The organism is Agromyces sp. SYSU T00194 (genome assembly GCF_040496035.1).
Lineage (GTDB): Bacteria > Actinomycetota > Actinomycetes > Actinomycetales > Microbacteriaceae > Agromyces > Agromyces chitinivorans.
In genome coordinates this window covers 1,651,554-1,674,006 of sequence record NZ_JBEPJZ010000001.1, presented here as the reverse complement: position 1 = coordinate 1,674,006, position 22,453 = coordinate 1,651,554, and the positions used below count along the sequence as shown (strand labels likewise).

Sequence of the window (22,453 nt, the reverse complement as noted above, 5' to 3'; positions counted from 1 at the left end):
GCGCGTGAACACCAGCCAGGAGCATCCGTGAGCCTCATCCGACACCGCATCAACGGCACCGAGACCGGCGCAGCCGAGCGCCGCGCACCCGTCTACGACCCGGCCACCGGCCAGGTGCAGCACGAGGTCGCGCTCGCGAGCGATGCCGAGGTCGCAGGCGCGATCGCCGCCGCCCGTGCAGCCCTGCCCGCGTGGCGCGCGACGAGCCTGATCAAGCGCGCCGACGTGTTCTTCCGCCTGCGCCAGCTGCTCAAGGAGCGCACGCCCGAGATCGCCGCCGTCGTCACGAGCGAGCACGGCAAGGTGCTGTCGGATGCCGCGGGCGAGATCAGCCGCGGCATCGAGAACGTGGAGTTCGCGGCCGGCCTCGTGCACCTGCTGAAGGGCGAGCGCAGCGAGCAGGTCGCGGGCGGTGTCGACGTGCACTCGGTGAAGCAGCCCGTGGGCGTGGTCGGCGCGATCACCCCGTTCAACTTCCCCGTCATGGTGCCGCTGTGGATGGTGGCATCCGCCATCGCCTGCGGCAACACGGTCGTGCTGAAGCCGAGCGAGAAGGACCCGAGCGCGTCGATGCTGCTCGCCGAGCTGTTCGAGGAGGCGGGACTGCCTGCCGGCGTGCTGAACGTCGTGCACGGCGACAAGGTCGCGGTCGACGCGATCCTCGACTCCCCCGACGTCGACGCGGTCAGCTTCGTCGGCTCGACGCCGATCGCGCGCACGATCTACCAGCGGGCATCCGCCGCCGGCAAGCGCGTGCAGGCCCTCGGCGGCGCGAAGAACCACATGGTCGTCATGCCCGACGCCGACGTCGACGCGGCGGCCGACGCCGCCGTCTCGGCCGCGTACGGCTCGGCCGGCGAGCGGTGCATGGCCGTCTCGGTGCTCGTCGCGGTCGGCGACGTCGCCGACGAGCTGGTCGCCGGCATCGCCCGCCGCATCGACGACCTCACGATCGGCGCCGGCACGGATGCCGCGAGCGAGATGGGCCCCCTCATCACGCGCGAGCACCGCGACCGTGTCGCCTCCTACGTCACCGGCGCAACCGCCGAGGGCGCGACCGTCGTCGTCGATGGCACCACGAAGGCCTTCGACGGCGACGGGTTCTTCATCGGCGTGAGCCTGCTCGACCACGTGCGGCCCGGCATGAAGGCCTACGACGACGAGATCTTCGGCCCGGTGCTGTCGGTCGTGCGCGTCGACACCTACGACGAGGCCGTCGCGCTCGTGAACGCCAACCGCTACGGCAACGGCGTCGCGATCTTCACCCGCGACGGCGGCACCTCGCGCCAGTTCGAGTTCGACATCGAGGTCGGCATGGTCGGCGTGAACGTGCCGATCCCGGTGCCGATCGGCGCGTACTCGTTCGGCGGCTGGAAGGACTCGCTGTTCGGCGACGCCCACATCTACGGCCCCGAGTCGGTGCACTTCTACACCCGCTCCAAGGTCGTGACCACGCGCTGGCCCGACCACACCCCCTCGCAGGTCGACCTGGGCTTCCCCAGCAACCACTGACGCTCACGAGGGCGGCGCTTTTCAGGAGCCGGGCCGGGCTGCGTGGCGAGTTGCTGCACGGAGCATCCGGAACCTGCACCATTGCTGCACTCGATCGCCCCACCAGCAACATCTCACCACCACCTCCCCGGGCACTCCTGAAAAGTGACCGCACTCCATGGACGGAGACCCACATGACCGACACGATGACGGCGACGGATGCCCCTGAGACGACGGATGCCCCGGGCGCGACCTACACCCGGCGCGACGGCTCTGTGCATCCGCTGCCCGACCGCGAGGCCGACGCGCGCGTGCGCGCCGACGACCGCGGGCACGTGTTCCACTCCTGGAGCGCGCAGGCGCTGATCGACCCGCTGCCCATCGCGTCGGGCGAGGGGTCGACGTTCCGCGACTACGCGGGCAACGCGTACCTCGACTTCTCGAGCCAGCTGGTGAACCTGAACCTCGGGCACCAGCACCCCGACCTCGTCGTCGCGATCCAGCAGCAGGCGGGCCGGCTCGCGACGATCCAGCCGTCGATGGCGAACGACGTGCGCGGCGAGCTCGCCCGGCGCATCGCCGAGGTGGCGCCGAGCGACCTCGACAAGGTGTTCTTCACCAACGGCGGGGCGGATGCGAACGAGTACGCGGTGCGCATGGCGCGCCAGGTCACGGGGCGGCGCAAGGTGCTGTCGATGTACCGCAGCTACCACGGCGGCACCGCGACCGCGATCTCGCTCACGGGCGACCCGCGGCGCTGGCCGAACGAGCCCTCCGACGGCTCGGTCGCGCACTTCCTCGGGCCGTACCCGTACCGCTCGTCGTTCCACGCCACCACGCCCGAGCAGGAGACCGAGCGCGCCCTCGCGCACCTCGAGCAGGTCATCACGCTCGAGGGGCCGCAGACCATCGCGGCGATCATCATCGAGACGATCGTCGGCACCAACGGCGTGCTGGTTCCGCCGCCCGGCTACCTGCAGGGCGTGCGCGAGCTCGCCGACCGCTACGGCATCGTCTACATCGCCGACGAGGTCATGGTCGGCTTCGGCCGTGTCGGCGAGTGGTTCGCCGTGAACCACTTCGGCGTCACCCCCGACCTGATCACCTTCGCGAAGGGCGTGAACTCGGGCTACGTGCCGCTCGGCGGCGTGGTCATCTCGCAGCGCATCGCGTCGCACTTCGACACCGTGCCGTTCGCGGGCGGGCTCACCTACTCGGGGCATCCGCTCGCCTGCGCCGCCGGCGTCGCGACGTTCGAGGTGTTCGAGCGCGATGGCATCCTCGAGCGGGTGCGCGACCTCGGCGAGCGGGTCGTCGGCCCGCGTCTGGCCGAGATCGCCGACCACCACCCGTCGGTGGGCGAGGTGCGCGGGCTCGGCCTGTTCTGGGCGATCGAGCTCGTGCGCGACCCCGCGACCCGCGAGCCGCTCGTGCCGTTCAACGCGAGCGGGGCGGATGCCGCGCCGATGGCCGCCGTCGCGGCCGCGTGCAAGGAGGGCGGCGTCTGGCCGTTCACGCACTTCAACCGCCTGCACGTCGCGCCGCCGCTGGTCATCTCCGAGGCGGAGCTGCGTCGCGGCCTCGACGTGATCGACCGCGCGCTCGACCGCGCCGACGCGATGGTGGCCTGACGGCGACTCCCGCGTGAAATAGCGGATGTCCCGGGGGCCGCACAAGCCCCCGGGACGAAATCGACGGACGTCGGGGAGATCCCTATGCTGGCTCCGGCCCGTTCGCGGGCACCGCATCCGGAGCACCCCCGGCCGGATGCATCACGGGCTCAGGCCGTCATCCTCGCCTGCGCCCCTGACCGGAAGGAACCACCGTGATCACCCTGTCCTGGCTCCTGCTCATCGCACTCGTCGGCGGCGTGCTCGCCCTCGTCGACGGCATCTGGCGGGTCCGCGCCCGCGGCTCGGCGATCGTCGGCATCATCGAGATCGTCGTCGCCGCGCTGTTCGTGCTGTCGCTGTTCGTCACGGGCATCCCCTTCGGCTCGCTCGTGCTCGGCATCGCGCTGCTCGTGGTGCTGGTCGTCGCCCTCGTCACCCGGGGCCGCCTCGGCATGACGCTCACCATCATCGCCCTCGTGCTGATCGCGCTCTGGATCGTGCTCGAGCAGGGCTGGCTGGTCATCCCCGGGCTCAACTAGCGGTTCGCACCCGCCCCTCGCACGGCGAAGCGCCGGGCGGCGATGCCGCCCGGCGCTTCGACCGTGTCGAGACCTGCGATCAGGTGTCCTCGCTGCCGTCGCAGGGCACGAACGTCGTCTCACCCGTCGTGATCTGGTGCCGCGACCGCGGCTCCGACGGGGCGCTGCGGAGTGCCGTGCCCTGGAGGGTCTGGGTCGAGGGAGCCAGGGTCGCCCCTTCCGGGCAGTTCTCGAAGCTGAGGTCGCCGAGCCCGATGTGCTGGTTGCCCGAGTTGCCGGTGATGCCCGCCTGGTAGTGGATCACGACCTGCGAGACCGGGCCCGAGAGCGGGTACTCGATGCGCACATCGCCCTGGCCGCTGTCGATCGGCGTGTCGCCCTCGATGATCGGCCGGAACGGATCACCGGAGGCCCCCGAACCCAGGACGTTGGCGCCGGGCGTCGAAGTGTAACCGGCGGGCGTCACGCTGACGGTGTCGTACCACGCGTCGTCGACCCAGTCGATGTCGTGGAGCGTGAACGACAGGCCCACGACCGGCACGCTCAGGTTGATCGTCAGCTCCACCCAGTCGCCCGCGTTGAGCTGGGAGACCATCTCGATCTCGATGTAGTTCCACGACGGCGTGGTGCTCGTCGCTGCGACCTGACCGGTGTCGCCCGGCGTGCTGTCGCCGCCCTGCCCGCTGGACGCGTACGAGAGCGACGCGAACACGGTGGACGGGAAGAACGTGATGCTGCTCGGCGAGGTACCCGGCTGCAGGCCGTCGAGGAACGTCGTCGGGATGCAGGGGTCGTCGGGCGTCGACGCGGCATGGGCCGGCACGGACGCGGCGACGGCGACGGCCGGCACCGTCCAGGCGGCGGCCTTGACGACGCTGCGGCGGTCCATGCCGGAGCGCGCGCCGGCCGGGTCGTCGGGGGTGGATGCTGCGGTCACGATGCTCCTCGAACGGTGATTGGGCGCGTCGCCCCGCCCATGTCTCCGAACGGGATGATGGACCAGATGCGCACGCCAACGGCGGTCCGAATCGGACTGTACCGACCGCTGCATCCGGACGGCGCTCCCCACTTCGGGGGACCCTACCCTCCGCTTCCGCGTGTCGTGCACGCGCCTCGGCAGGCTAGAACGCCGCGAGCCCGGTCAGCGCCCGCCCCAGCACGAGCTGGTGGATCTCGTCGGTGCCCTCGTAGGTGCGCACCGACTCGAGGTTCGCGAGGTGGCGCATGACCGGGAACTCATCGGTCACGCCGTCGCCGCCGAGGATGGTGCGCGCCTGCGACGCGATCGAGATCGCCTCGCGCACGGCGTTCAGCTTGCCGACCGAGACCTGCTCGGGCGTGAGCGCGCCGCGCTCCTTCGCCCGGCCGAGGTGGAGCGCCAGCAGCATGCCCTTCTCGTACTCGACGAGCATGTCGGCGAGCTTGGCCTGCGTGAGCTGCATGGCCCCGATCGGCCGGCCGAACACCTCGCGCGAGCGCGAGCGGGCGACCGCCGCGTCGAGGCAGGCGCGCGCCGCGCCCATCGCGCCCCAGGTGATGCCGTAGCGCGCCTCGCCGAGGCAGGTGAACGGTGCCGACAGCCCGCGCGCGCCGGGCAGCACCGCGTCGGCGGGCAGCCGCACGCCGTCGAGCACGACGTCGCACTGGATGCTCGTGCGCATCGAGCGCTTGCCCGCGATGGGCGTCGCGGTGAACCCCGCGGTGTCGGTCGGCACCACGAACCCGCGCACCCGGCCGCCCGCGGCCGCCCCGTCGGCGTCGCCGAGGGCCTCCTCGCCGGCGGCGTCGGTGCGCGCCCAGACCACGGCGACGGATGCCTCGCTGGCCAGCCCGATCCACCGCTTCGCCCCGTCGAGCACCCACTCGCCGTCGACGAACCGCGCCCCGGTCGTCATCGCCGCGGGGTCGCTGCCGCCGGTGGGCTCGGTCAGCGCGAAGCATCCGATCGCCTCGCCCGTCGCCATGCGCGGCAGCCACGCCTCGCGCTGCGCGTCGCTGCCGAACCTCGCGATCGCGGTCATCGCGAGCGAGCCCTGCACCGAGACGAGCGTGCGCCAGCCCGAGTCGACGTACTCGAGCTCGTGGCAGGCGAGGCCGTACGCGACCGGCCCCGCGCCCGCGCAGCCGTACCCCGTGAGGTGCATGCCGAGCAGGCCCGCTGCGCCGAGCTCGGGCACCAGCTCGCCGCGGAAGTGCGCGGCGTCGAAGTCGGCCTCCACCACGGGCGCGAGCCGCGTGCGGGCGAACTCCCGCGCGCGATCGCGCCACGCGAGCTCCTCCTCGGTGAGCAGCGCGTCCAGGTCGAAGACGGCGTCGACGGGGTCGGTCATGGGGTGGGTCCTTCCGGTTCGGTGCGGGTGTCCCGCCAGGCGGCGTCGGGGTGCTCGCCGAGCCGGGGCGGCGGCAGCCGGTACTCGGCCCCGCCGCGGTCGAGGCGGATCGGGTTCGCGACCGACCGGCTCGGTGCCGAACCGTCGTCGCCGCCCAGCTCGACGACCGACCCCAGCCCGAGCCGCTCGGCCAGGGCGAACGCCTCGGCGATGTCGTGCACGGGCCCGGCGGGCACGCCCGCGTCGGTGAGCACGTCGGCCCAGTGGGCGGCGGATGCCCCGGCCAGCCGCACCTCGAGCGCGGCCGTCAGCAGGTCGCGATGCGCGACCCGGTCGGGGTTCGTCGCGAAGCGCGGGTCGTCAGCGAGTTCTGGGGCGCCGAGCAGCCCCACGAGCGTGCGGAACTGGCGGTCGGTGCCCACGGCGAGCACGAGGGCACGGTCGGCGGTGCGGAACAGGGCGTACGGGGCGATGCTCGGGTGCGCGTTGCCGGTGCGCGCCGGCGGCTGCCCGGTCGCGAGCGTGCCGGCGGCCTGGTTGGTGAGCGCCGAGAGCAGGCCGGTCAGCAGGTCGACCTCGACGTGGCGGCCGAGCCCGTCGCCGTCGGGGTCGTCGCGGGCGCGCAGGGCGAGCAGGATGCCCGTGACGGCGTTCATGCCGGCCAGCACGTCGACCAGGGCCACGCCCGCCTTCGCGGGTGCGCCGTCCGCCGGGCCGGTGATGCTCATGAGCCCGCCCATCGCCTGCGCGAGCAGGTCGTAGCCGGGCAGCGCGGCGCCCGCGCCGCTGCCGAACCCGGTGATGGAGCACGTGACGAGGCGCGGGTTCGCGGCGCGCAGGTCGTCGGGGGCGAGCCCGAAGCGCGCCATCGTTCCGGGCCGCAGGTTCTCGACCACGACATCGGCGGTCGTGGCGAGCCCGCGCGCCCGGGCGAGCCCCCCGGGCGTCGCGAGGTCGCACACGACCGAGCGCTTGTTGCGATTCACGGCCGCGAAGTAGGTCGCATCGCCGCGCGCGTCGACCGGGGGCGCCCACTGGCGGGTGCCGTCGCCCTCGGGCGACTCGATCTTCACCACGTCGGCGCCGAAGTCGGCGAGCAGCATGGTCGCGTACGGACCCGCGAGCACGCGCGAGAAGTCCGCAACGCGAACGCCGTGGAGCGGGCCGTGGCCCGTCACCGGTCCGCCGCCGTCGCCTCGCTCATGCGTGCAGACTATCCGGCACGTTCACCCGGGCGACCTGTACACGTTGTATGGTCCGGCGCCGGATTCCGCCAACACGTCGGGCCGCGGCATCCGCCCGCCGACCTAGGCTGTTCGCATGAGCGAATACGCAGTGGTCAACCCGGCGACCGGCGAGACCGTCGCAACCTACCCGACCATCACCGACGCCGAGCTGGCCGGTGCGATCGACCGCGCGCAGGCCGCGTTCACCGGCTGGGCGCGCAGCGCGACGCCGGCCGAGCGCGCCGCGCTCGTGCGCCGCGTCGCCGAGCTGCACACGGAGCGCCGTGACGAGCTCGCCGCGATCATCGTGCGCGAGATGGGCAAGCCCCTCGAGCACGCGCTCGGCGAGGTCGACTTCGCCGCCGAGATCTACGGCTATTACGCCGACCACGCCGAGGAGTTCACCAAGGACGAGCCGATCGACCTGCTCGCCGGCGAGGGCACGGCCGTCGTGCGCCGCAGCCCGCTCGGCGTGCTGCTCGGCATCATGCCGTGGAACTTCCCCTACTACCAGGTGGCCCGCTTCGCCGGCCCGAACCTCGTGGTCGGCAACACGATCCTGCTGAAGCACGCCCCGCAGTGCCCCGAGTCGGCTGCGGCGATCGAGCAGATCATGCGCGACGCCGGGCTCCCCGACGGCGCCTACGTGAACATCTACGCCACCAACGCCCAGATCGAGACCGTCATCGCCGACCCGCGCGTGCAGGGCGTGTCGCTGACCGGCTCCGAGCGCGCGGGCGCCGCGGTCGCCGAGATCGCCGGCCGCAACCTCAAGAAGGTCGTGCTCGAGCTCGGCGGCTCCGACCCGTTCATCCTGCTCTCGACCGACGACCTCGACGCCACCGTGCAGGCCGCGGTCGACGCGCGCCTCGACAACTCCGGCCAGTCGTGCAACGCCGCCAAGCGGTTCATCGTGCTCGACGAGCTCTACGACGCCTTCGCGGAGAAGTTCACGGCCGCGGTCACCGCCGTCGAGGCGACCGACCCCAACGCCCCCGACGCGGCCGTCGGCCCGCTGTCGTCCGCCACTGCGGCCGACCGCCTGCAGGAGCAGCTCGATCGCGCCGTCGCCCAGGGCGCGACCCTCACCGGCGGCGCCCGCGCCGGCGCGTTCGTGCAGCCCGGCGTGCTGAGCGACGTGCCCGCCGGCGCCGACGCGCGTCACGAGGAGTTCTTCGGGCCGATCGCACAGGTCTACCGCGCCGCCGACGAGGCGGAGGCCGTCGCCATCGCGAACGACACCCCGTACGGGCTCGGCTCCTACGTCTACTCCACCGACCCCGAGCAGGCCGCGCGCGTCGCCGACCGCATCGAGGCCGGCATGGTCTTCGTGAACCTGGTGCTCGCCGACGGCGTGGAGCTGCCGTTCGGCGGCATCAAGCGCTCCGGCTCGGGCCGCGAGCTCGGCCGCTTCGCCGCCGAGGAGTTCGTCAACAAGAAGCTCATCCGCGTCGGCTGAGCCGGGCGCCGGCCGGGGCTGCGGAAGGCAGACCCGATCGGGCTCAGGCGAACCCCGCCACGACGGCGTTCGCGACGGCCGTGACCACGAGAATGAGCGCGGCGCCGCCGATGCCGACGGCGGCGACCGCGACCACCGCGGCGACGGCCGCCGAGACCCGGGTGGGTCGATGCCCGCCGCCGTCGAGACGTGGCGCCTCGGTCGTGACCGCATGCGGCTCGGTCGGCGGCGGCGTGTACATGGGCGGCCGGGCCGCGGCGTCCGCGGCGTCCGGTGCCGCCCCTGCGGGCGGCTGGGGCGCGCTCGTGCGTCCACCCGGCGCCTCATGGCGCGAGTGCCGGGCATCCGCCCAGATCGCCGCGCCTGCCGCCGCGACGCCGACGAGCGGTGCCACGATCCACAGTGCGCCGATCGCCCAGCCCGCGACCGCGGCTCCGATCCACCCGACCGCGGCCACGGCGGCCTCCACGCTCCCGCCGATCACGAGCACCCGCCCGAGGCGGACCCCGCGTCGCGGGGTCGCTCGCGCGGGCACCGGTGTCGGCACGGGCGCCGCCTCGGGGACCCGGGCGGGCGCGAGCTCCAGCACGAGCCGCACCTCCCCGATGCCGACCTCGTCCCCGGCCACGAGCGGGTGCGCACCGCGCGCGGGCAGGCCGTTCACGGTGGTGCCGTTGGTCGACCCGACATCGGTGATCCGCACCGACTCGCCCGCTCGATCGAGGTATGCGTGGATGCGGCTGACGCCGCCGTCGTCGAGGCGGATGTCGACATCCTCGCCGCGCCCGAGCGTGGCGCGCCCCTCGGGCAGGGCGATCCGGTCGCCGGCGCGCCGCCCCTCGGTGATGCGGAGGGCGGGACCGCCCTCGTCGGGCTCCGGCGTCGTGCTCACGCGCCGAGGATCTGGTCGCGCCGCGCCGACACGAGCAGATCGAGCACGGGGTCGGGCACGGGGTGGTCGACCTGGAAGCGGATGGTTCCCTTCGACAGGGAGAAGGCGGCGAGCTCGTCGGCGACCGCGGCGACGGCCTCCGGGCTGAACGGATACAGCGCGACGTGCGCCCGCGCGACCTGCACGGCCAGCAGCGGCTTGCCGCGCAGGCGGAGCGCGGGCATGCCGTAGCCGGTGCCCTCCTCCGCCTCGGGCACCACGGCGCGGGCCCGTTCGTAGACGTGTGCGACGGCGTCCCGCTCGGCGCCGTCGAGCGTGTCGAGGTAGTCGGCGATCTCACCCATACGCGCATCCTCCCATCGCTCGCGCGGCACGCGCATCCGCACCCCCGGGCGGGCGCGCCTCACACCGGGATGAGGCCGCCGGTCGGGTGGGCGTCCTCGGGCGCGGCGCCGGCCGGCGGCCCGGGGCTGCGCCGGGCTCGAATCCTCGGGGGCTCCCGATGCGCCCGCATGGCGGGCGTCGCGTCCCGACGGGCCCGGCGCGCCCGCGTGGCCCCGCCGCCCGACCGGTGCGCGCCGGTGCCGACGTAGAGGCCCAGCATCGTCGCGGCGACGGCCACGTAGAAGCTGTGCAGGATCCAGATCGGACCGAGCGGCAGCGTGAAGACGTAGGCCGAGTAGATGAGGTTGGCGGCGTTCAGGATGACGAGGTTGCCGAGGCTGTAGGAGTGCAGGTCCCGCGTCGCGATCGCCTTCCGCAGCATCGGGAAGTGGCTGATCGCGAACATCGCCGTGGCGACGACTCCCGCGAGGACTGCCAGGTCCATGCCGACGACGCTACGCGGGCCGCGCGGGCGGCGCATCGGGGGAACCCCCCATCCGCCCGTGGGGGACGACGACGAAGGGCCCGCCATGAGGCGAGCCCTTCGCGTGGTCGACGGATCGACTAGATGCTGTTGACGTCCAGCGGGATGCCGGGGCCGAAGGTGGTCGAGACCGAGCCCTTCTGGATGTAGCGGCCCTTGGCGCTCGACGGCTTGAGGCGCACGACCTCCTCGAGGGCGGTCGCGATGTTCTCGTTCAGCTGGTCGGCGGTGAAGCCGGCCTTGCCGACGACGAAGTGCACGTTGGCGTGCTTGTCGACGCGGAACTCGATCTTGCCGCCCTTGATGTCGGACACGGCCTTGGCCGGGTTCGGGGTGACGGTGCCGGTCTTGGGGTTCGGCATGAGGCCGCGCGGGCCGAGCACCTTGCCGAGACGACCGACCTGGCCCATGAGCTCGGGGGTCGCGACGGCGGCGTCGAAGGCGGTGTAGCCGTCGGCGACCTTGGCGATCAGGTCGGAGCCGCCGACCTCGTCCGCACCCGCGGCGATGGCGGCCTCGGCCGCGTCACCGGTCGCGAACACGATCACGCGGGCGGTCTTGCCGGTGCCGTGCGGGAGGATGACGGTGCCGCGCACCATCTGGTCGGCCTTGCGGGGGTCGACGTTGAGCTTCAGCGCGACCTCGACGGTCGAGTCGAACTTCGCCGAGCCGGTCTCCTTCGCGAGGGCGACGGCCTCGGTCGGGGTGTAGTACTTGCCGGCCTCGATCTTCTCGGCCGCGGCCCGGTAGGCCTTGGACTTCTGTGCCATGTTGGTTCTCCTTGAAGAGTGTGTGGTCATCGCGCCTGGCCGGCGCTGCCACGAGATGTCTGGTGACGAGCGGATGCCTCCTGGCCGGATGCATCCGCCGATCGAGGCTTACTCGACCGTGATGCCCATCGAACGAGCGGTGCCCGCGATGATCTTCGACGCGGCGTCGAGGTCGTTCGCGTTGAGGTCGGCCATCTTCTGCTGGGCGATCTCACGGACCTGGTCGGACGAGATCTTGCCGACCTTGGTGGTGTGCGGGACGCCCGAGCCCTTGGCGACGCCGGCGGCCTTCTTGATGAGCTCCGCGGCGGGCGGGGTCTTGAGCACGAACGTGAACGAGCGGTCCTCGTACACGGTGATCTCGACGGGGATCACGTTGCCGCGCTGCGACTCGGTCGCGGCGTTGTACGCCTTGCAGAACTCCATGATGTTCACGCCGTGCTGGCCCAGTGCGGGGCCGATCGGCGGGGCGGGGTTCGCGGCGCCGGCGTTGATCTGAAGCTTGATCAGACCAGTGACCTTCTTCTTCGGTGCCATAGTTTTCTCTCTTCCTGTTCGAACGCCCCTGGCGGGGCACTCTCCCGCGCGCCCGGCCTGTCCGGGCGGCGGTGGTCTGGGGTCTCGGTGAGCCCTGGCGGCGGACGCCGGCTAGAGCTTGGTGACCTGGTCGAAGCTGAGCTCGACCGGGGTCTCGCGCTCGAAGAGGGAGACCAGCACCGTGAGCTTGCCGCTCTCGGGCTTGATCTCGCTGATCGAACCGGGCAGGCCCGCGAACGAGCCGTCCTTGATGGTGATCGTCTCGCCGACCTCGAAGTCGACCTCGGCGGGGATCGGACGCGCAGCCTGGGCGCCGCCGCCGGCCTTGCCGGCCTTGACGGGGGCCTCCTTGGGCTCGACGAGGCTCTTCAGCATGCCGAAGGCCTCCTCGAAGCGGAGCGGGGTCGGGTTGTGCGCGTTGCCCACGAAGCCGGTGACGCCCGGCGTGTGGCGGATCACCGACCAGCTCTCCTCGTTGAGCTCCATGCGCACGAGCACGTAGCCCGGGATGCGCACGCGGTTGACCATCTTGCGCTGGCCGTTCTTGATCTCGACGACGTCCTCCATCGGGACCTCGACCTGGTAGACGTAGTCGGCCATCGCCATGGTCTCGCGGCGCTGCTCGATGTTCGCCTTCACGCGGCGCTCGAAGCCGGCGTAGGAGTGGATGACGTACCACTTGCCCGGGAGGAAGCGCAGCTCGCGACGGAACTCCTCGTAGGGGTCGTGGGCCTCCTCTTCCTCCTCCTCGGTGGCCTCTGCCGCGGCCTCGGCCTCGTCGGCGCTGTCGACGTCGAGGGCGTCGTCGACGACCTTGTCGGCCTCGGGGTCGCTCGCCTCGGCGAGCGAGTCGAGCACGGCGTCGAGGTCGACGTCGTTGCCCTCGTCGTCGACGATGTGCACGGCGCGGTGCTCGGCGGGCTCCACGGACTGCTCGTCGCGCTGCAGCGAGTTGCCCTCCTGGGCCTCGTCGTCCTCGGACGACTGCTCGGCAGCGGTCGCCCAGTCGACGTCCTCGCGCTCGGTCTTTGCCACGTGTCTCAGTCCTTCGATTTCGGTTCGGGGGGCGGATCGCACCGCCGTCGTCCAGGCCGTGCCCGGGATCTAGACGCCCGGCGTACCGAAGACGTAGATCACGAGCCAGCTGAAGACCTGGTCGAGCGCCCACACGATGCCCATCATGATGAGCACGAACACCAGCACGACGATGGTGAAGCTCACCAGCTCGCGCCGGGTCGGGGTGACGACCTTCTTCAGTTCTGCGATGACCTGTCGGATGAACAGGGCGATCCGGGCGAAGGGATTGCGCCGCTCGGCGCGATCCTGCTTCGCCTTGGCGACGACGTCCTCGCTGGGTTCGTCGGTTACTCTTCGGGCCACCTCGTACACCTTTCATGGGCCGGCATTCACTGCCGACTCGCAGGGCGGACAGGACTCGAACCTGCAACCTGCGGTTTTGGAGACCGCTGCTCTACCAATTGAGCCACCGCCCTTCGACCGCGCACATCGCGGCCGACGGTGTCGTGAACGTGCGGCTTCCTCGTGCCCGTCAGTGCTGGGATTCTGCCCGTTCGCGGGCACGGAGAAGCTTGGCTGAGTTCACAACCTCAGACAGTCTAGGTGATGCCGCGCGGCCAGTCCAACCGAGGCCGGAACCCGCACCTCACCCCCACACCTGCCCGCTGCGCGCGGCGATGCGCTTCAGCAGCGCGGGCCGCGCGAGCACCCAGGCCGCGACCATGGCGACGAGCGAGGCGGCGAAGATCACGAGCCCGATCCACGTCTCGGTGTCGCGGGCCAGGTACATGTGGTCGAGGTTGCGCAGGATGCCGGTCGTGAGCACGAGCGTCACGTGCACGGCCGTGAAGCCCAGGAAGTAGAGCATCACCGGGTAGTGCACCGCCCGCGCGAGTCGCTCCGGGAACGCCCGGTTCAGGCGGGCCGCCTGCTGCGGCCACACCGACGACAGCCGCAGGCCGGTGAGGAACGCCAGCGGCGCCGCGACGAAGACGGTCGCGAAGTACGACAGCAGCTGCAGCGCGTTGTACGTCGCCCACCCGTCGTGCACGGGCCAGGCGAGCGACGCGTACTGGAGGCCTGCCGACACGGCATTCGGCACGATGTCCCAACTCGTCGGCACGATGCGCATCCAGGCGCCGGTCGCGAACAGCAGCACGACGTAGACGACGCCGTTCAGCATCCAGAGCGCGTCGACCCAGAGGTGCAGCCAGAGGTCGATGCCGATGCGCCGCGGAGCGCCGGCGGTGCGGATGCCGCGGGTGTTGTCGCGCCGCCAGAAGACCTTCGGCCGCTGCTTCGCCCGCAGCACGAGACCCGTCTTGACCAGCAGCACGAGGAAGAACGCGTTCAGGAAGTGCTGCCACGCCAGCCACGCCGGGATGCCGACCGGCGCGCCCTCGGGCAGCGGCGAGGTGCCCGGGTACTCGGCGATGAACCCCTCGACGTCGGGCAGCGTGCGCAGCCAGCGCGCGACGAGCACGACGACGACCAGCGCCGCGAGCGCGACGAGCGACCACAGCAGCACCGACCGCCATCGGGGGCGGCGGCTGCCCGTGGCATCCGGTGTCGTCGTGGTGTGCATCGGGAGTCCATTCTGGCAATGCGCGGGCACCCCGGCGAACCGTCCGGACGCGATGCGTCATCCAGACTCCCCGACCTGCCCGCGGCATCCGCTCCTCGGTAGGCTGGAGGGGTGACCGCGCAGCACCGTCTCTCCGCCCGAATCGCCGCCATCGCCGAGTCCGCGACCCTCAAGGTCGACGCCAAGGCCAAGGCCCTGAAGGCCGAGGGCAGGCCCGTCATCTCGTACGCGGCGGGCGAGCCCGACTTCGCGACCCCCGAGCACATCGTGGAGGCCGCGCTCGAGGCCGTGCGCGACCCGCGCAACCACCGCTACACGCCGGCCGCGGGCCTGCCCGAGCTGCGCGAGGCCGTCGCGGCCAAGACGCTGCGCGACTCGGGCCTCGCCGTGGCGCCGAGCCAGGTCGTCGTGACCAACGGCGGCAAGCAGGCCGTCTACCAGGCCTTCCAGGTGCTCGTCGACCCGGGCGACGAGGTGCTCGTGCCGACCCCGTACTGGACCACCTACCCCGAGGCGATCGGCCTCGCCGGCGGACGTCAGGTCGACGTCTTCGCGGGGGCCGAGCAGGGCTACCGGGTCACGGTCGACCAGCTCGAGGCCGCGCGCACGCCGCGCACGAAGGTGCTGCTGTTCGTCTCGCCGTCGAACCCGACCGGCGCGGTCTACTCGGCCGAGCAGGTGCGCGAGATCGGCGAGTGGGCCCTCGAGCACGGCATCTGGGTGATCACCGACGAGATCTACCAGAACCTCACCTACGGGCCGCTCGACGGCGACCCGGATGCCGCGCCGCCGCGGGCGACCTCGATCGTCGAGGCGGTGCCCGAGCTGGCCGACACCACGATCCTGGTGAACGGCGTCGCCAAGACCTACGCGATGACCGGCTGGCGCCTCGGCTGGATGGTCGGCCCCGCCGACGTCATCAAGGGCGCGGCGAACCTGCAGTCGCACCTCACCTCGAACGTGTCGAACATCTCGCAGCGCGCCGCGATCGCCGCGCTCACCGGCCCCCAGGAGCCCGTCGAGCAGATGCGCCGCGCGTTCGACCGCCGCCGCCGCACGATCGTCGCCGAGCTGTCGAAGATCGACGGCGTGCACGTGCCCGTGCCCGAGGGGGCGTTCTACGTCTACCCCGACGTCTCGGGCCTGCTCGGCCGCGAGTGGGGCGGCGTCACGCCGACGACGTCGCTCGAGCTCGCCGACCTCATCCTCGAGCGCGCCGAGGTGGCCGCCGTGCCCGGCGAGGCGTTCGGCCCGAGCGGGTACCTGCGCCTCAGCTACGCGCTGGGCGACGACGCGCTCCTCGAGGGCGTGCAGCGACTGCAGCGCCTGTTCGGGTAGCGGGGCGCCGATGGCCCGCGCGACCCGGCACGTGGAGGAACCGCGCAGCAGCGCGGACGTCGTCGGCGAGCACTCGCAGTTCCGCCTCGACCTCGAGCGGGTGCGCTTCTCGCCCTACTTCTCGCGCCTGTCGGCGGTGACGCAGGTGATCGGGCAGCCGGGGGCGGGCCCGCTCATCCACAACCGGCTGAGCCACTCGATCAAGGTGACCGCGGTCGCGCGCGCGATCGCGGTGACGCTGGTCGACCCGGATGCCCCGACGCACGCGTTCGCCCGCGAGCACGGGTGCGACGCGGTCGTCGTGCAGGCCGCGGCGAGCGCGCACGACCTCGGGCACCCGCCGTTCGGGCACCTCGGCGAGCGCGTGCTCGACCGGCTCGCGCGCGACGCCCTCGGCCTGCCCGACGGCTTCGAGGGCAACGCGCAGACCTACCGCATCCTGGCGACCCTCGACGTGAGCGAGACGGCGCCGCTCGGGCTGAACCTCACCGCCGCGGTGCGCAGCGCCGTCGCGAAGTACCCGTGGACCGGGCACCTGGATGCCGCCGCGCTCGGCGACGGCCCGCTCCCCCGCGGGCTCACCCGCACGCCGCGCGGGCCGCGGGTGGCGAAGTACTCCGCCTACGGCATCGACGCGGCCGACCTGCAGGAGGCCCGCGAGGGGCATCCGGCCCTGAAGCAGACGCTCGAGTGCGCGATCATGGACATCGCCGACGACATCGCCTACTCGATCCACGACGTCGACGACTTCCACCGGGCGGGCCTGCTCGGCCAGGGCGCGGTGGCGCGCGAGTTCCGCGGCTGGATCGAGGACGGCGCAGCGCTGGGCCGCCTCGACGACGAGGAGCTGCGGGGCCGCGGGGCACCTGCCGGCGCGGCGCTCGAGGGCCTTCGCCGCAAGCTCCGCCGCGGCGACGACTGGATCGCCGACGACGACGCGTTCCGCGAGGCCGTCGGGGTCGTCGCCGACGACCTCGTCGACGGCCTGCTCGCGAGCCCGTTCGACGGGTCGATCGCGTCGGAGCGCGCCCTGTCGTCGTTCACCAACCGCTGGATCGGCCACCTGCGGTCCTCGGTCGTGCCGGCCCCGCCCGACGTCGTGCGCGCCGGCCCCGTGACCCTCGACACCCGCGCCTGGCACGAGGTCGAGATCCTGAAGTTCGTGCACCGGCACTTCATCCTCGACCGCTCCGACATCGTGATGTACCAGCGGGGCCTCAGCCGGGTGCTCACCCGTGCGGTGAAGGGCCTCACCGCGTGGATCCACGACGAGGACGACCGCGACCGCGTGCCGCAGCGCCTGCGCGAGCTCGTCGAGATCGCCACCGACGGCTACGCGGCGATCCGCGTCGACCGCCCGGAGGGCGTGCCGCTGCCCGAGCCGTCGGCGGTGCGGGCGCTCGGCATCGGCCGCGGCGTGGTCGACTACGTAGCGTCGCTGTCCGACGACCAGGCGTTCGCCGTCTCCGAGGCGATCGACGGGCGCCCCGACCGGCTGTGGGACGTGGGGCACAACCTCTGAGCCGCTAGGCCGCCAGGAGCTCGTGGCGCGCGGCGCGCAGGAGGCCGTCGGCCACCGCGTCCAGCAGCGGCGAGCCGAGGTTCCACTGCTGCCAGTGCAGCGGCACGTCGACGGGCGGCCCGCCGAGGGCGACCAGGCTGCCGTCGGCGAGCTCGGCGTCCGACTGGAAGCCCGGCAGCAGCCCCCAGCCGAGCCCGAGCTTGACCGCCGCCGCGAAGTCGTTCGAGGCGGGCACGTAATGGCGCGGGGCGCCGGCGTCGTCGACGCCCCGGGCGTGCAGGTACTGCGCCTGGAGGTCGTCGCGCCGGTCGAGGTCGATGCGCGGCGCACGGGCCAGCCACGCGGCGTCCGCCGCCTCCCGCCGGTGCCTGGCGACGTACGCCGGCGTGGCCACGGCGGTGTAGCGCATGACGCCGAGCGGCCGCACGAGGCATCCGGCGACGGGCTCGGCGCGCGAGGTGACGGCACCCATCACGGTGCCCGACTCGAGGAGCCCCGCGGTGAAGTCCTGGTCGTCGCGGTGCAGGTCGAACACGACCGCGTGCTCGCGCTCCACCGCGGCGAGCGCGGGCAGGAACCAGGTGGCGAGCGAGTCGGCGTTGACGGCGAGCGGCACGGTGGCGCGGCGGTCGGATGCCCCGGGGTCGCCGCCGAACGCCGCGAGCGCGTCGTGCTCGAGGAGCGCCAGCTGGCGGGCGAGGCGCACCACGGCCGCGCCGGCCTCGGTCGGACGCACGGGCTTGGCGCGCACGACCAGCACGCGCCCGAGCCGCTGCTCGAGCTGCTTCACGCGCTGCGAGACGGCGGACGGCGTGACGGAGAGCTCGGCCGCCGCCGCCTCGAAGGTGCCCGCGTCGACGACCGCGGCGAGGGTGCGGGCCAGGTCGAGCGGAATCTGCATGAAGCAATGCTAATGACTGCGTAGAAACCTGAGCTGGCTTTCATCGGGCGGCACGCCTAGCGTCGCATCCGTGGACCCCACCGTGCTCGCCGCCGGCCTCGGCCTCGGCCTCTCGCTCATCGTCGCCATCGGCGCGCAGAACGTCTTCGTGCTGCGCCAGGGCATCCGACGCGAGCACGTGCTCGCGGTCGTCGCGATCTGCACGGCGTCCGACGCGCTGCTCATCGCCGCGGGCGTCGGCGGCATGGGCGCGGCGATCGGCAGGGTGCCGTGGCTGGTCGACGTGGCCCGGTGGGCGGGCGCGCTGTTCGTGTTCGGCTACGGCGTGCTCGCCGCGCGGCGCGCGCTGCGCGGCGGCGAGACCGGGCTCGTGGTCGGGACCGACCCCGCGGGAGCGGGCGCGACGGATGCCTCCGGCGAGCGCGCAGCAGACGGCGGCGCCGGGCCCGTGGCATCCGTCGCCGTCGCCGCCCGCGCCGGCACCGGCCTCGTGCCGGTGGTGCTCACCTGCCTCGCGCTCACCTGGCTGAACCCGCACGTGTACCTCGACACGGTCGTGCTGCTGGGCTCCATCGGCGCCACCTACGGCGACGCCCGGTGGACCTTCGCGCTCGGCGCGGCGCTCGGCAGCCTGGCCTGGTTCACGGCGCTCGGATACGGCGCGCGGCTGCTCGGGCGCGTGCTCGCGGGGCCGACCGCCTGGCGCGTGCTCGACGGGGTGATCGCGGTGGTCATGGTCGCGATCGCGGTCTCGCTGGTGGTAGCCTGACTGCCATCGTGAGCACCAACTCCTGTCGCTGCTGTCGCCGCTAGGCGGTCGTCTCCCCGACGACCCCAGGGCGCGAATCTCCGCGCCGCCGACCGCAGCCCGCTCACGCCGCATCCGACGCGCCCGCGTCAGCCCAGCGGCATCCGCTCACCCGGTTCACCGGGACGGATGCCACGGGCCGACCCAGCAGGATGCCGGGGCCGCATCGACGGCGCACCCTCTCCCGGCACCCCTGAAAGGACCGTCATCATGACCGGCATCCCCGTCCTCGACCTCTCCCTGCTGAACGGCACGCCCGAGCAGCAGGCCGCGTTCCGCGACGACCTGCGACGCGCGACCCACGAGGTCGGCTTCTTCTCGCTCATCGGGCACGGCGTGCCCGCCGAGCTCATCGACCGCGCGTACGACGTGGCCCGCGCGTTCTTCGCGCTGCCCGAGTCGCACAAGCTCGCGATCGAGAACGTGCACAGCCCGCACTTCCGCGGCTACACCCGCATGGGCGGCGAGCGCACGCAGGGCCGCGTCGACATCCGCGAGCAGATCGACATCGGCGCCGAGCGCCCCGAGGTGCCCGCGGGCGAGCACACCCCCGACTACTGGGCGCTGCAGGGCCCGAACCTGTGGCCCGAGGCGCTGCCCGAGCTGCGCGAGGTCGCCGAGGAGTGGATCGCCCGCCTCGACGAGGTCGGCACGCGCCTGCTGCGCGCCTGGGCCGAGGCGCTCGGCGCCCCCGCCGACGCGTTCGACGCCGCGTTCGCGACCCCGTCGCCCTACATGAAGATCGTGCGCTACCCCGGCGTGGAGGCCGAGCAGCCCGCGCAGGGCGTCGGGGCGCACAAGGACCTCGGCGTGCTGACGCTGCTGTCGGTCGAGGAGGGCAAGGCGGGCCTGCAGGTCGAGCACGAGGGCGAGTGGATCGACGTGACCCCGCCGCCCGGGTCGTTCGTGGTGAACATCGGCGAGCTGCTCGAGATCGCCACCGACGGGTACCTCAAGGCGACCCTGCACCGCGTGGTCTCGCCCGAGCCCGGCACCGAGCGCATCTCGATCCCCTACTTCCACGGCCCGTCGCTCGATGCGCGCATCCCGTCGATCGAGCTGCCGCCGGCCCTCGCGGCCGACGCCGCGGGCGCCACCGACGACCCGGCGAACCCGCTGCACGCGGTGTTCGGCGAGAACTGGCTGAAGAGCCGGCTGCGCGCGCACCCGAACGTGGTCGAGGCCCAGCACCCGCACCTGCTGGTCGGGGCGTAGGTTCCGGATGCTCCGGGCGGGCGCGGCGGCTCAGGCGGCCCGCGCGCCCGGGGCATCCGCCGCGGCGACCCGCAGGGCGTCGACGACCGCACGGATCGCCGGGCTGCCGGCCCGCGCGGCGCGCGTCACGACCGAGACCTGGCGCACCTGGCTGCGGTCGGCGAGCGGCAGCGCCACGGTGCCCTCGGGCAGCGGCACCCGGCCGAGGCGCGGCACGAGGCAGACGGCGACCCGGCTGGCCGCGAGCGCCGTGAGCGAGGCGAAGTCGGGGTCCTCCGCGACGATCCGCGGCACGCGCCCGAGGTCGGTGAACAGCCGCAGCAGCGCCTCGTGGCAGATCGCGCCGCGCGGGGTCGACCCCCAGGCCTCGTCGACGAGCGCGTGGCGGTCGACGGCCGGGCCGGTCGCGAGCGGGTGGTCGGCCCACAGCACCACGTCGGCCTCGTCGCGGCAGACCGGTTCGCGCACGAGCCCCTCGGGCACGACGAGCGGCACCGAGTCCCAGTCGTGCACGATCGCGAGGTCGACGTCGCCGCGGTCGACCAGCACGACCGCCTCGAACGGGTCGACGCTCGAGACCCGCAGGTCGAGGGGGGCGGATGCCCCCGGGCCGGCGTCCGCCGCCGCCCGCCGCATCGCCTGCACCGCGGGTCCGACGAGGCCGCGGGTGGCCGTGGAGAAGGACGCGATGCGCACGGGCGCAGACGCGGCGCCGGCGCCCGTGCCGCCGGCGACGAGCTGCTGCATGGCATCGAGCAGCGCCCGCCCCTCGTGCGCGACCACGCGGCCCCGCTCGGTGAGCAGCACCCCGCGACCGCGGCGCTCGAGCAGCGCGTCGCCGAGCTCGCCCTCGAGCCGCTTGACCTGCTGCGAGACCGCGGAGGGCGTGTAGCCGAGCGCCGTGGCAGCGGCCGCAACGCTGCCGTGCTGGGCAACGCCGACGAGTGCGCGCAGCCCCTGCGGATCGATCATGCAGCGATGCTACGTGGTACACGGCACGAATCGGAACTGGTGCTGGACGATCGGTCGGGCGACGATGGATCCATGTCCACCCGGCATTCCCTCCTCGCCGCGCTCGTCGCGGTCATCTGGGGCGTCAACTTCCTCGCCATCGACCTCGGCCTCCGCGACAGCCCGCCGCTCGTGCTCCTCGCGCTGCGGTTCGCCCTCGTCGCGGTGCCGCTCGTGTTCGTCGTGCCGCGGCCGGACGTGCCCTGGCGCACCCTCCTCGCCCTCGGCGGCTTCATGAGCGTCGGGCAGTTCGCACTCCTGTTCACCGCCATGCACCTCGGCCTGCCGACCGGCCTCGCCCCGATCGTGCTGCAGAGCCAGATGATCTTCACGATCGCGATCGCCGCGATCGTGCTGCGCGAGCGGCCCTCGCGGGTGCAGCTGCTCGGTGCCGCGGTCGGCCTCGCCGGCCTCGCCGTCGTCGGCGCCGGTCGCGTGGACGGCGCCGGGGCCGCGGCGCTGGTGCCCCTCGCGCTCTGCCTGGCCGCGGCGCTCAGCTGGGGCATCGGCAACGTGGTCGCCCGCAGCGCCCCGCCGTCGAACGGACTCGGCCTCGTCGTCTGGTCGGCGCTCGTGGTGCCCGTGCCGGCGCTCGCGGCGAGCCTCGTCGTCGACGGGCCCGCCGCCGTCGGCGAGGCGTTCACGACGCTCGGCTGGGAGACGGCCGTGTCGGTCGCCTACACCGCCGGGGCGGCATCCCTCGTCGGCTACAGCATCTGGAACGCGCTGCTCAGCCGCTACCCGGCCGCCGACGTCGTGCCGTTCACGCTCCTCGTGCCGCCCGTGGGCATGGCCGCCGCGTGGCTCGTGCTCGGCGAGTCGCCGAACGCGCTCGAGCTCGCGGGCAGCGTGCTGCTCGTCGCGGGCGTGGCCGTGCCGACGCTCGTCGACCTGCGGTCTCGGCGCGCCCGGCGGCGCGCCGCTGCGGTTCCGGGCGCCGTTCGCCCGGAACCTCCCGAGGCTCAGGGCGCGGCGACGCGGCGCTCGTCGGCACCCGCTCCCGGCTGATCCGCGAGGCCGCGGCGGATCGCCCGCAGCTGCTCCTTGGCTCCGTGTTCGACGAGCACGGGGACGTACTCGCGGATCGGGTTGCCCTGCAGTCCGAGGTGCACGTGATGGACCACGTCCGCGACGACTGCGCGCGGAAGCTCCTCGAACTTCTCCCCCAGGCGGTCGACGACCTGTTCGACCTCGGCGTACTCGTCGCGATTGCGCTCGATGGCTGCCATGGGGCGATGCTGCCCGCGTCAGGTGAGTATCGGCTGTGAGTCCGCGATGCGGTGCGCATGAGGCATCCGCAGCCATGGCGTCGAGCCCGACCGGCGGAGCCG

Annotated in this window: 23 protein-coding genes and 1 tRNA gene; 9 read left to right on the top strand and 15 right to left on the bottom strand. The window is 73.1% G+C overall.

Annotated features, from left to right (window positions below):
- Positions 1 to 27: 27 nt before the first annotated feature.
- The 3 genes from ABZK10_RS07740 (at position 28) to ABZK10_RS07730 (ending at position 3,643) form a co-directional block, all read left to right on the top strand.
- Entirely contained in the window at positions 28 to 1,512 is a 1,485-nt protein-coding gene (locus ABZK10_RS07740; RefSeq protein WP_353808601.1) for a CoA-acylating methylmalonate-semialdehyde dehydrogenase, read from the top strand.
- 173 nt (positions 1,513 to 1,685) lie between these two features.
- A complete protein-coding gene (locus ABZK10_RS07735) occupies positions 1,686 to 3,122 on the top strand; it encodes an aspartate aminotransferase family protein (RefSeq protein WP_353808600.1) in 1,437 nt (478 codons plus the stop codon).
- A gap of 194 nt (positions 3,123 to 3,316) precedes the next feature.
- Positions 3,317 to 3,643, top strand: coding sequence for a hypothetical protein (locus ABZK10_RS07730; protein ID WP_353808599.1), 327 nt, complete (start codon positions 3,317 to 3,319; stop codon positions 3,641 to 3,643).
- A gap of 79 nt (positions 3,644 to 3,722) precedes the next feature.
- Here ABZK10_RS07730 and ABZK10_RS07725 read toward each other — a convergent pair whose 3' ends face one another.
- From ABZK10_RS07725 to ABZK10_RS07715, 3 genes are all read right to left on the bottom strand, one after another.
- Positions 3,723 to 4,580 carry a hypothetical protein gene (locus tag ABZK10_RS07725; protein WP_353808598.1) on the bottom strand — a complete coding sequence of 286 codons (858 nt, stop codon included), beginning with the start codon at positions 4,578 to 4,580 and terminating at the stop codon, positions 3,723 to 3,725.
- 184 nt (positions 4,581 to 4,764) lie between these two features.
- Positions 4,765 to 5,973, bottom strand: a complete 1,209-nt coding sequence (locus tag ABZK10_RS07720) for an acyl-CoA dehydrogenase family protein (RefSeq protein WP_353808597.1) — start codon at positions 5,971 to 5,973, stop codon at positions 4,765 to 4,767.
- Entirely contained in the window at positions 5,970 to 7,151 is a 1,182-nt protein-coding gene (locus ABZK10_RS07715) for a CaiB/BaiF CoA transferase family protein (protein WP_353808596.1), read from the bottom strand. The genes ABZK10_RS07720 and ABZK10_RS07715 overlap by 4 nt, the downstream gene beginning before the upstream one ends.
- Positions 7,152 to 7,293: 142 nt before the next feature.
- Here ABZK10_RS07715 and ABZK10_RS07710 point away from each other — a divergent pair, with 142 nt between their 5' ends.
- Complete coding sequence (locus tag ABZK10_RS07710; RefSeq protein WP_353808595.1) at positions 7,294 to 8,658, top strand: NAD-dependent succinate-semialdehyde dehydrogenase; 1,365 nt, start codon at positions 7,294 to 7,296, stop codon at positions 8,656 to 8,658.
- A 43-nt stretch (positions 8,659 to 8,701) separates the two neighbouring features.
- Here the strand turns inward: ABZK10_RS07710 and ABZK10_RS07705 are convergent, their stop codons facing one another.
- The 9 genes from ABZK10_RS07705 to ABZK10_RS07665 form a co-directional block, all read right to left on the bottom strand.
- A complete protein-coding gene (locus ABZK10_RS07705) occupies positions 8,702 to 9,550 on the bottom strand; it encodes an FHA domain-containing protein (protein ID WP_353808594.1) in 849 nt (282 codons plus the stop codon).
- Positions 9,547 to 9,894 (bottom strand): iron chaperone, encoded by a 348-nt coding sequence (locus ABZK10_RS07700; protein WP_353808593.1) that lies wholly within the window; start codon positions 9,892 to 9,894, stop codon positions 9,547 to 9,549. Before ABZK10_RS07700 ends, ABZK10_RS07705 begins: the two co-directional genes overlap by 4 nt.
- Before the next feature lie 59 nt (positions 9,895 to 9,953).
- Positions 9,954 to 10,379 carry a hypothetical protein gene (locus ABZK10_RS07695; protein ID WP_353808592.1) on the bottom strand — a complete coding sequence of 142 codons (426 nt, stop codon included), beginning with the start codon at positions 10,377 to 10,379 and terminating at the stop codon, positions 9,954 to 9,956.
- A 119-nt stretch (positions 10,380 to 10,498) separates the two neighbouring features.
- A complete protein-coding gene (rplA, locus tag ABZK10_RS07690) occupies positions 10,499 to 11,188 on the bottom strand; it encodes a 50S ribosomal protein L1 (RefSeq protein WP_353808591.1) in 690 nt (229 codons plus the stop codon).
- A 108-nt stretch (positions 11,189 to 11,296) separates the two neighbouring features.
- Positions 11,297 to 11,725, bottom strand: coding sequence for a 50S ribosomal protein L11 (gene rplK, locus ABZK10_RS07685; RefSeq protein WP_353808590.1), 429 nt, complete (start codon positions 11,723 to 11,725; stop codon positions 11,297 to 11,299).
- A gap of 111 nt (positions 11,726 to 11,836) precedes the next feature.
- A complete protein-coding gene (nusG, locus tag ABZK10_RS07680) occupies positions 11,837 to 12,760 on the bottom strand; it encodes a transcription termination/antitermination protein NusG (RefSeq protein WP_353808589.1) in 924 nt (307 codons plus the stop codon).
- A gap of 69 nt (positions 12,761 to 12,829) precedes the next feature.
- Positions 12,830 to 13,105: a preprotein translocase subunit SecE gene (secE, locus tag ABZK10_RS07675; RefSeq protein ID WP_353808588.1), complete on the bottom strand. Its 276-nt coding sequence runs from the start codon at positions 13,103 to 13,105 to the stop codon at positions 12,830 to 12,832.
- 40 nt (positions 13,106 to 13,145) lie between these two features.
- Positions 13,146 to 13,218, bottom strand: a tRNA-Trp gene (locus ABZK10_RS07670).
- Between the two features lie 170 nt (positions 13,219 to 13,388).
- Entirely contained in the window at positions 13,389 to 14,327 is a 939-nt protein-coding gene (locus tag ABZK10_RS07665; protein ID WP_353808587.1) for a cytochrome b/b6 domain-containing protein, read from the bottom strand.
- Between the two features lie 111 nt (positions 14,328 to 14,438).
- Here ABZK10_RS07665 and ABZK10_RS07660 point away from each other — a divergent pair, with 111 nt between their 5' ends.
- Both ABZK10_RS07660 and dgt read left to right on the top strand, forming a co-directional pair.
- Positions 14,439 to 15,665, top strand: a complete 1,227-nt coding sequence (locus ABZK10_RS07660) for a pyridoxal phosphate-dependent aminotransferase (protein WP_353808586.1) — start codon at positions 14,439 to 14,441, stop codon at positions 15,663 to 15,665.
- Positions 15,666 to 15,675: 10 nt separating this feature from the next.
- Positions 15,676 to 17,187 carry a dGTP triphosphohydrolase gene (gene dgt, locus ABZK10_RS07655; RefSeq protein WP_353808585.1) on the top strand — a complete coding sequence of 504 codons (1,512 nt, stop codon included), beginning with the start codon at positions 15,676 to 15,678 and terminating at the stop codon, positions 17,185 to 17,187.
- Between the two features lie 4 nt (positions 17,188 to 17,191).
- On the opposite strand, the gene ABZK10_RS07650 is transcribed toward dgt, so the two are convergent.
- Positions 17,192 to 18,088 carry a LysR family transcriptional regulator ArgP gene (locus tag ABZK10_RS07650; RefSeq protein ID WP_353808584.1) on the bottom strand — a complete coding sequence of 299 codons (897 nt, stop codon included), beginning with the start codon at positions 18,086 to 18,088 and terminating at the stop codon, positions 17,192 to 17,194.
- Positions 18,089 to 18,158: 70 nt separating this feature from the next.
- Here ABZK10_RS07650 and ABZK10_RS07645 point away from each other — a divergent pair, with 70 nt between their 5' ends.
- Together ABZK10_RS07645 and ABZK10_RS07640 are read left to right on the top strand one after the other, a co-directional pair.
- Complete coding sequence (locus tag ABZK10_RS07645; protein WP_353808583.1) at positions 18,159 to 18,857, top strand: LysE/ArgO family amino acid transporter; 699 nt, start codon at positions 18,159 to 18,161, stop codon at positions 18,855 to 18,857.
- Positions 18,858 to 19,106: 249 nt separating this feature from the next.
- Positions 19,107 to 20,111, top strand: a complete 1,005-nt coding sequence (locus ABZK10_RS07640) for an isopenicillin N synthase family dioxygenase (RefSeq protein ID WP_353808582.1) — start codon at positions 19,107 to 19,109, stop codon at positions 20,109 to 20,111.
- 30 nt (positions 20,112 to 20,141) lie between these two features.
- Here ABZK10_RS07640 and ABZK10_RS07635 read toward each other — a convergent pair whose 3' ends face one another.
- Positions 20,142 to 21,083, bottom strand: coding sequence for a LysR family transcriptional regulator (locus ABZK10_RS07635; RefSeq protein ID WP_353808581.1), 942 nt, complete (start codon positions 21,081 to 21,083; stop codon positions 20,142 to 20,144).
- 72 nt (positions 21,084 to 21,155) lie between these two features.
- On the opposite strand from ABZK10_RS07635, the gene ABZK10_RS07630 reads away from it, so the two are divergent.
- Positions 21,156 to 22,130 (top strand): EamA family transporter, encoded by a 975-nt coding sequence (locus ABZK10_RS07630; RefSeq protein WP_353808580.1) that lies wholly within the window; start codon positions 21,156 to 21,158, stop codon positions 22,128 to 22,130.
- Here ABZK10_RS07630 and ABZK10_RS07625 read toward each other — a convergent pair.
- Positions 22,085 to 22,351 carry a three-helix bundle dimerization domain-containing protein gene (locus ABZK10_RS07625; protein ID WP_353808579.1) on the bottom strand — a complete coding sequence of 89 codons (267 nt, stop codon included), beginning with the start codon at positions 22,349 to 22,351 and terminating at the stop codon, positions 22,085 to 22,087. The genes ABZK10_RS07630 and ABZK10_RS07625 overlap by 46 nt on opposite strands.
- Positions 22,352 to 22,453 lie beyond the last annotated feature (102 nt).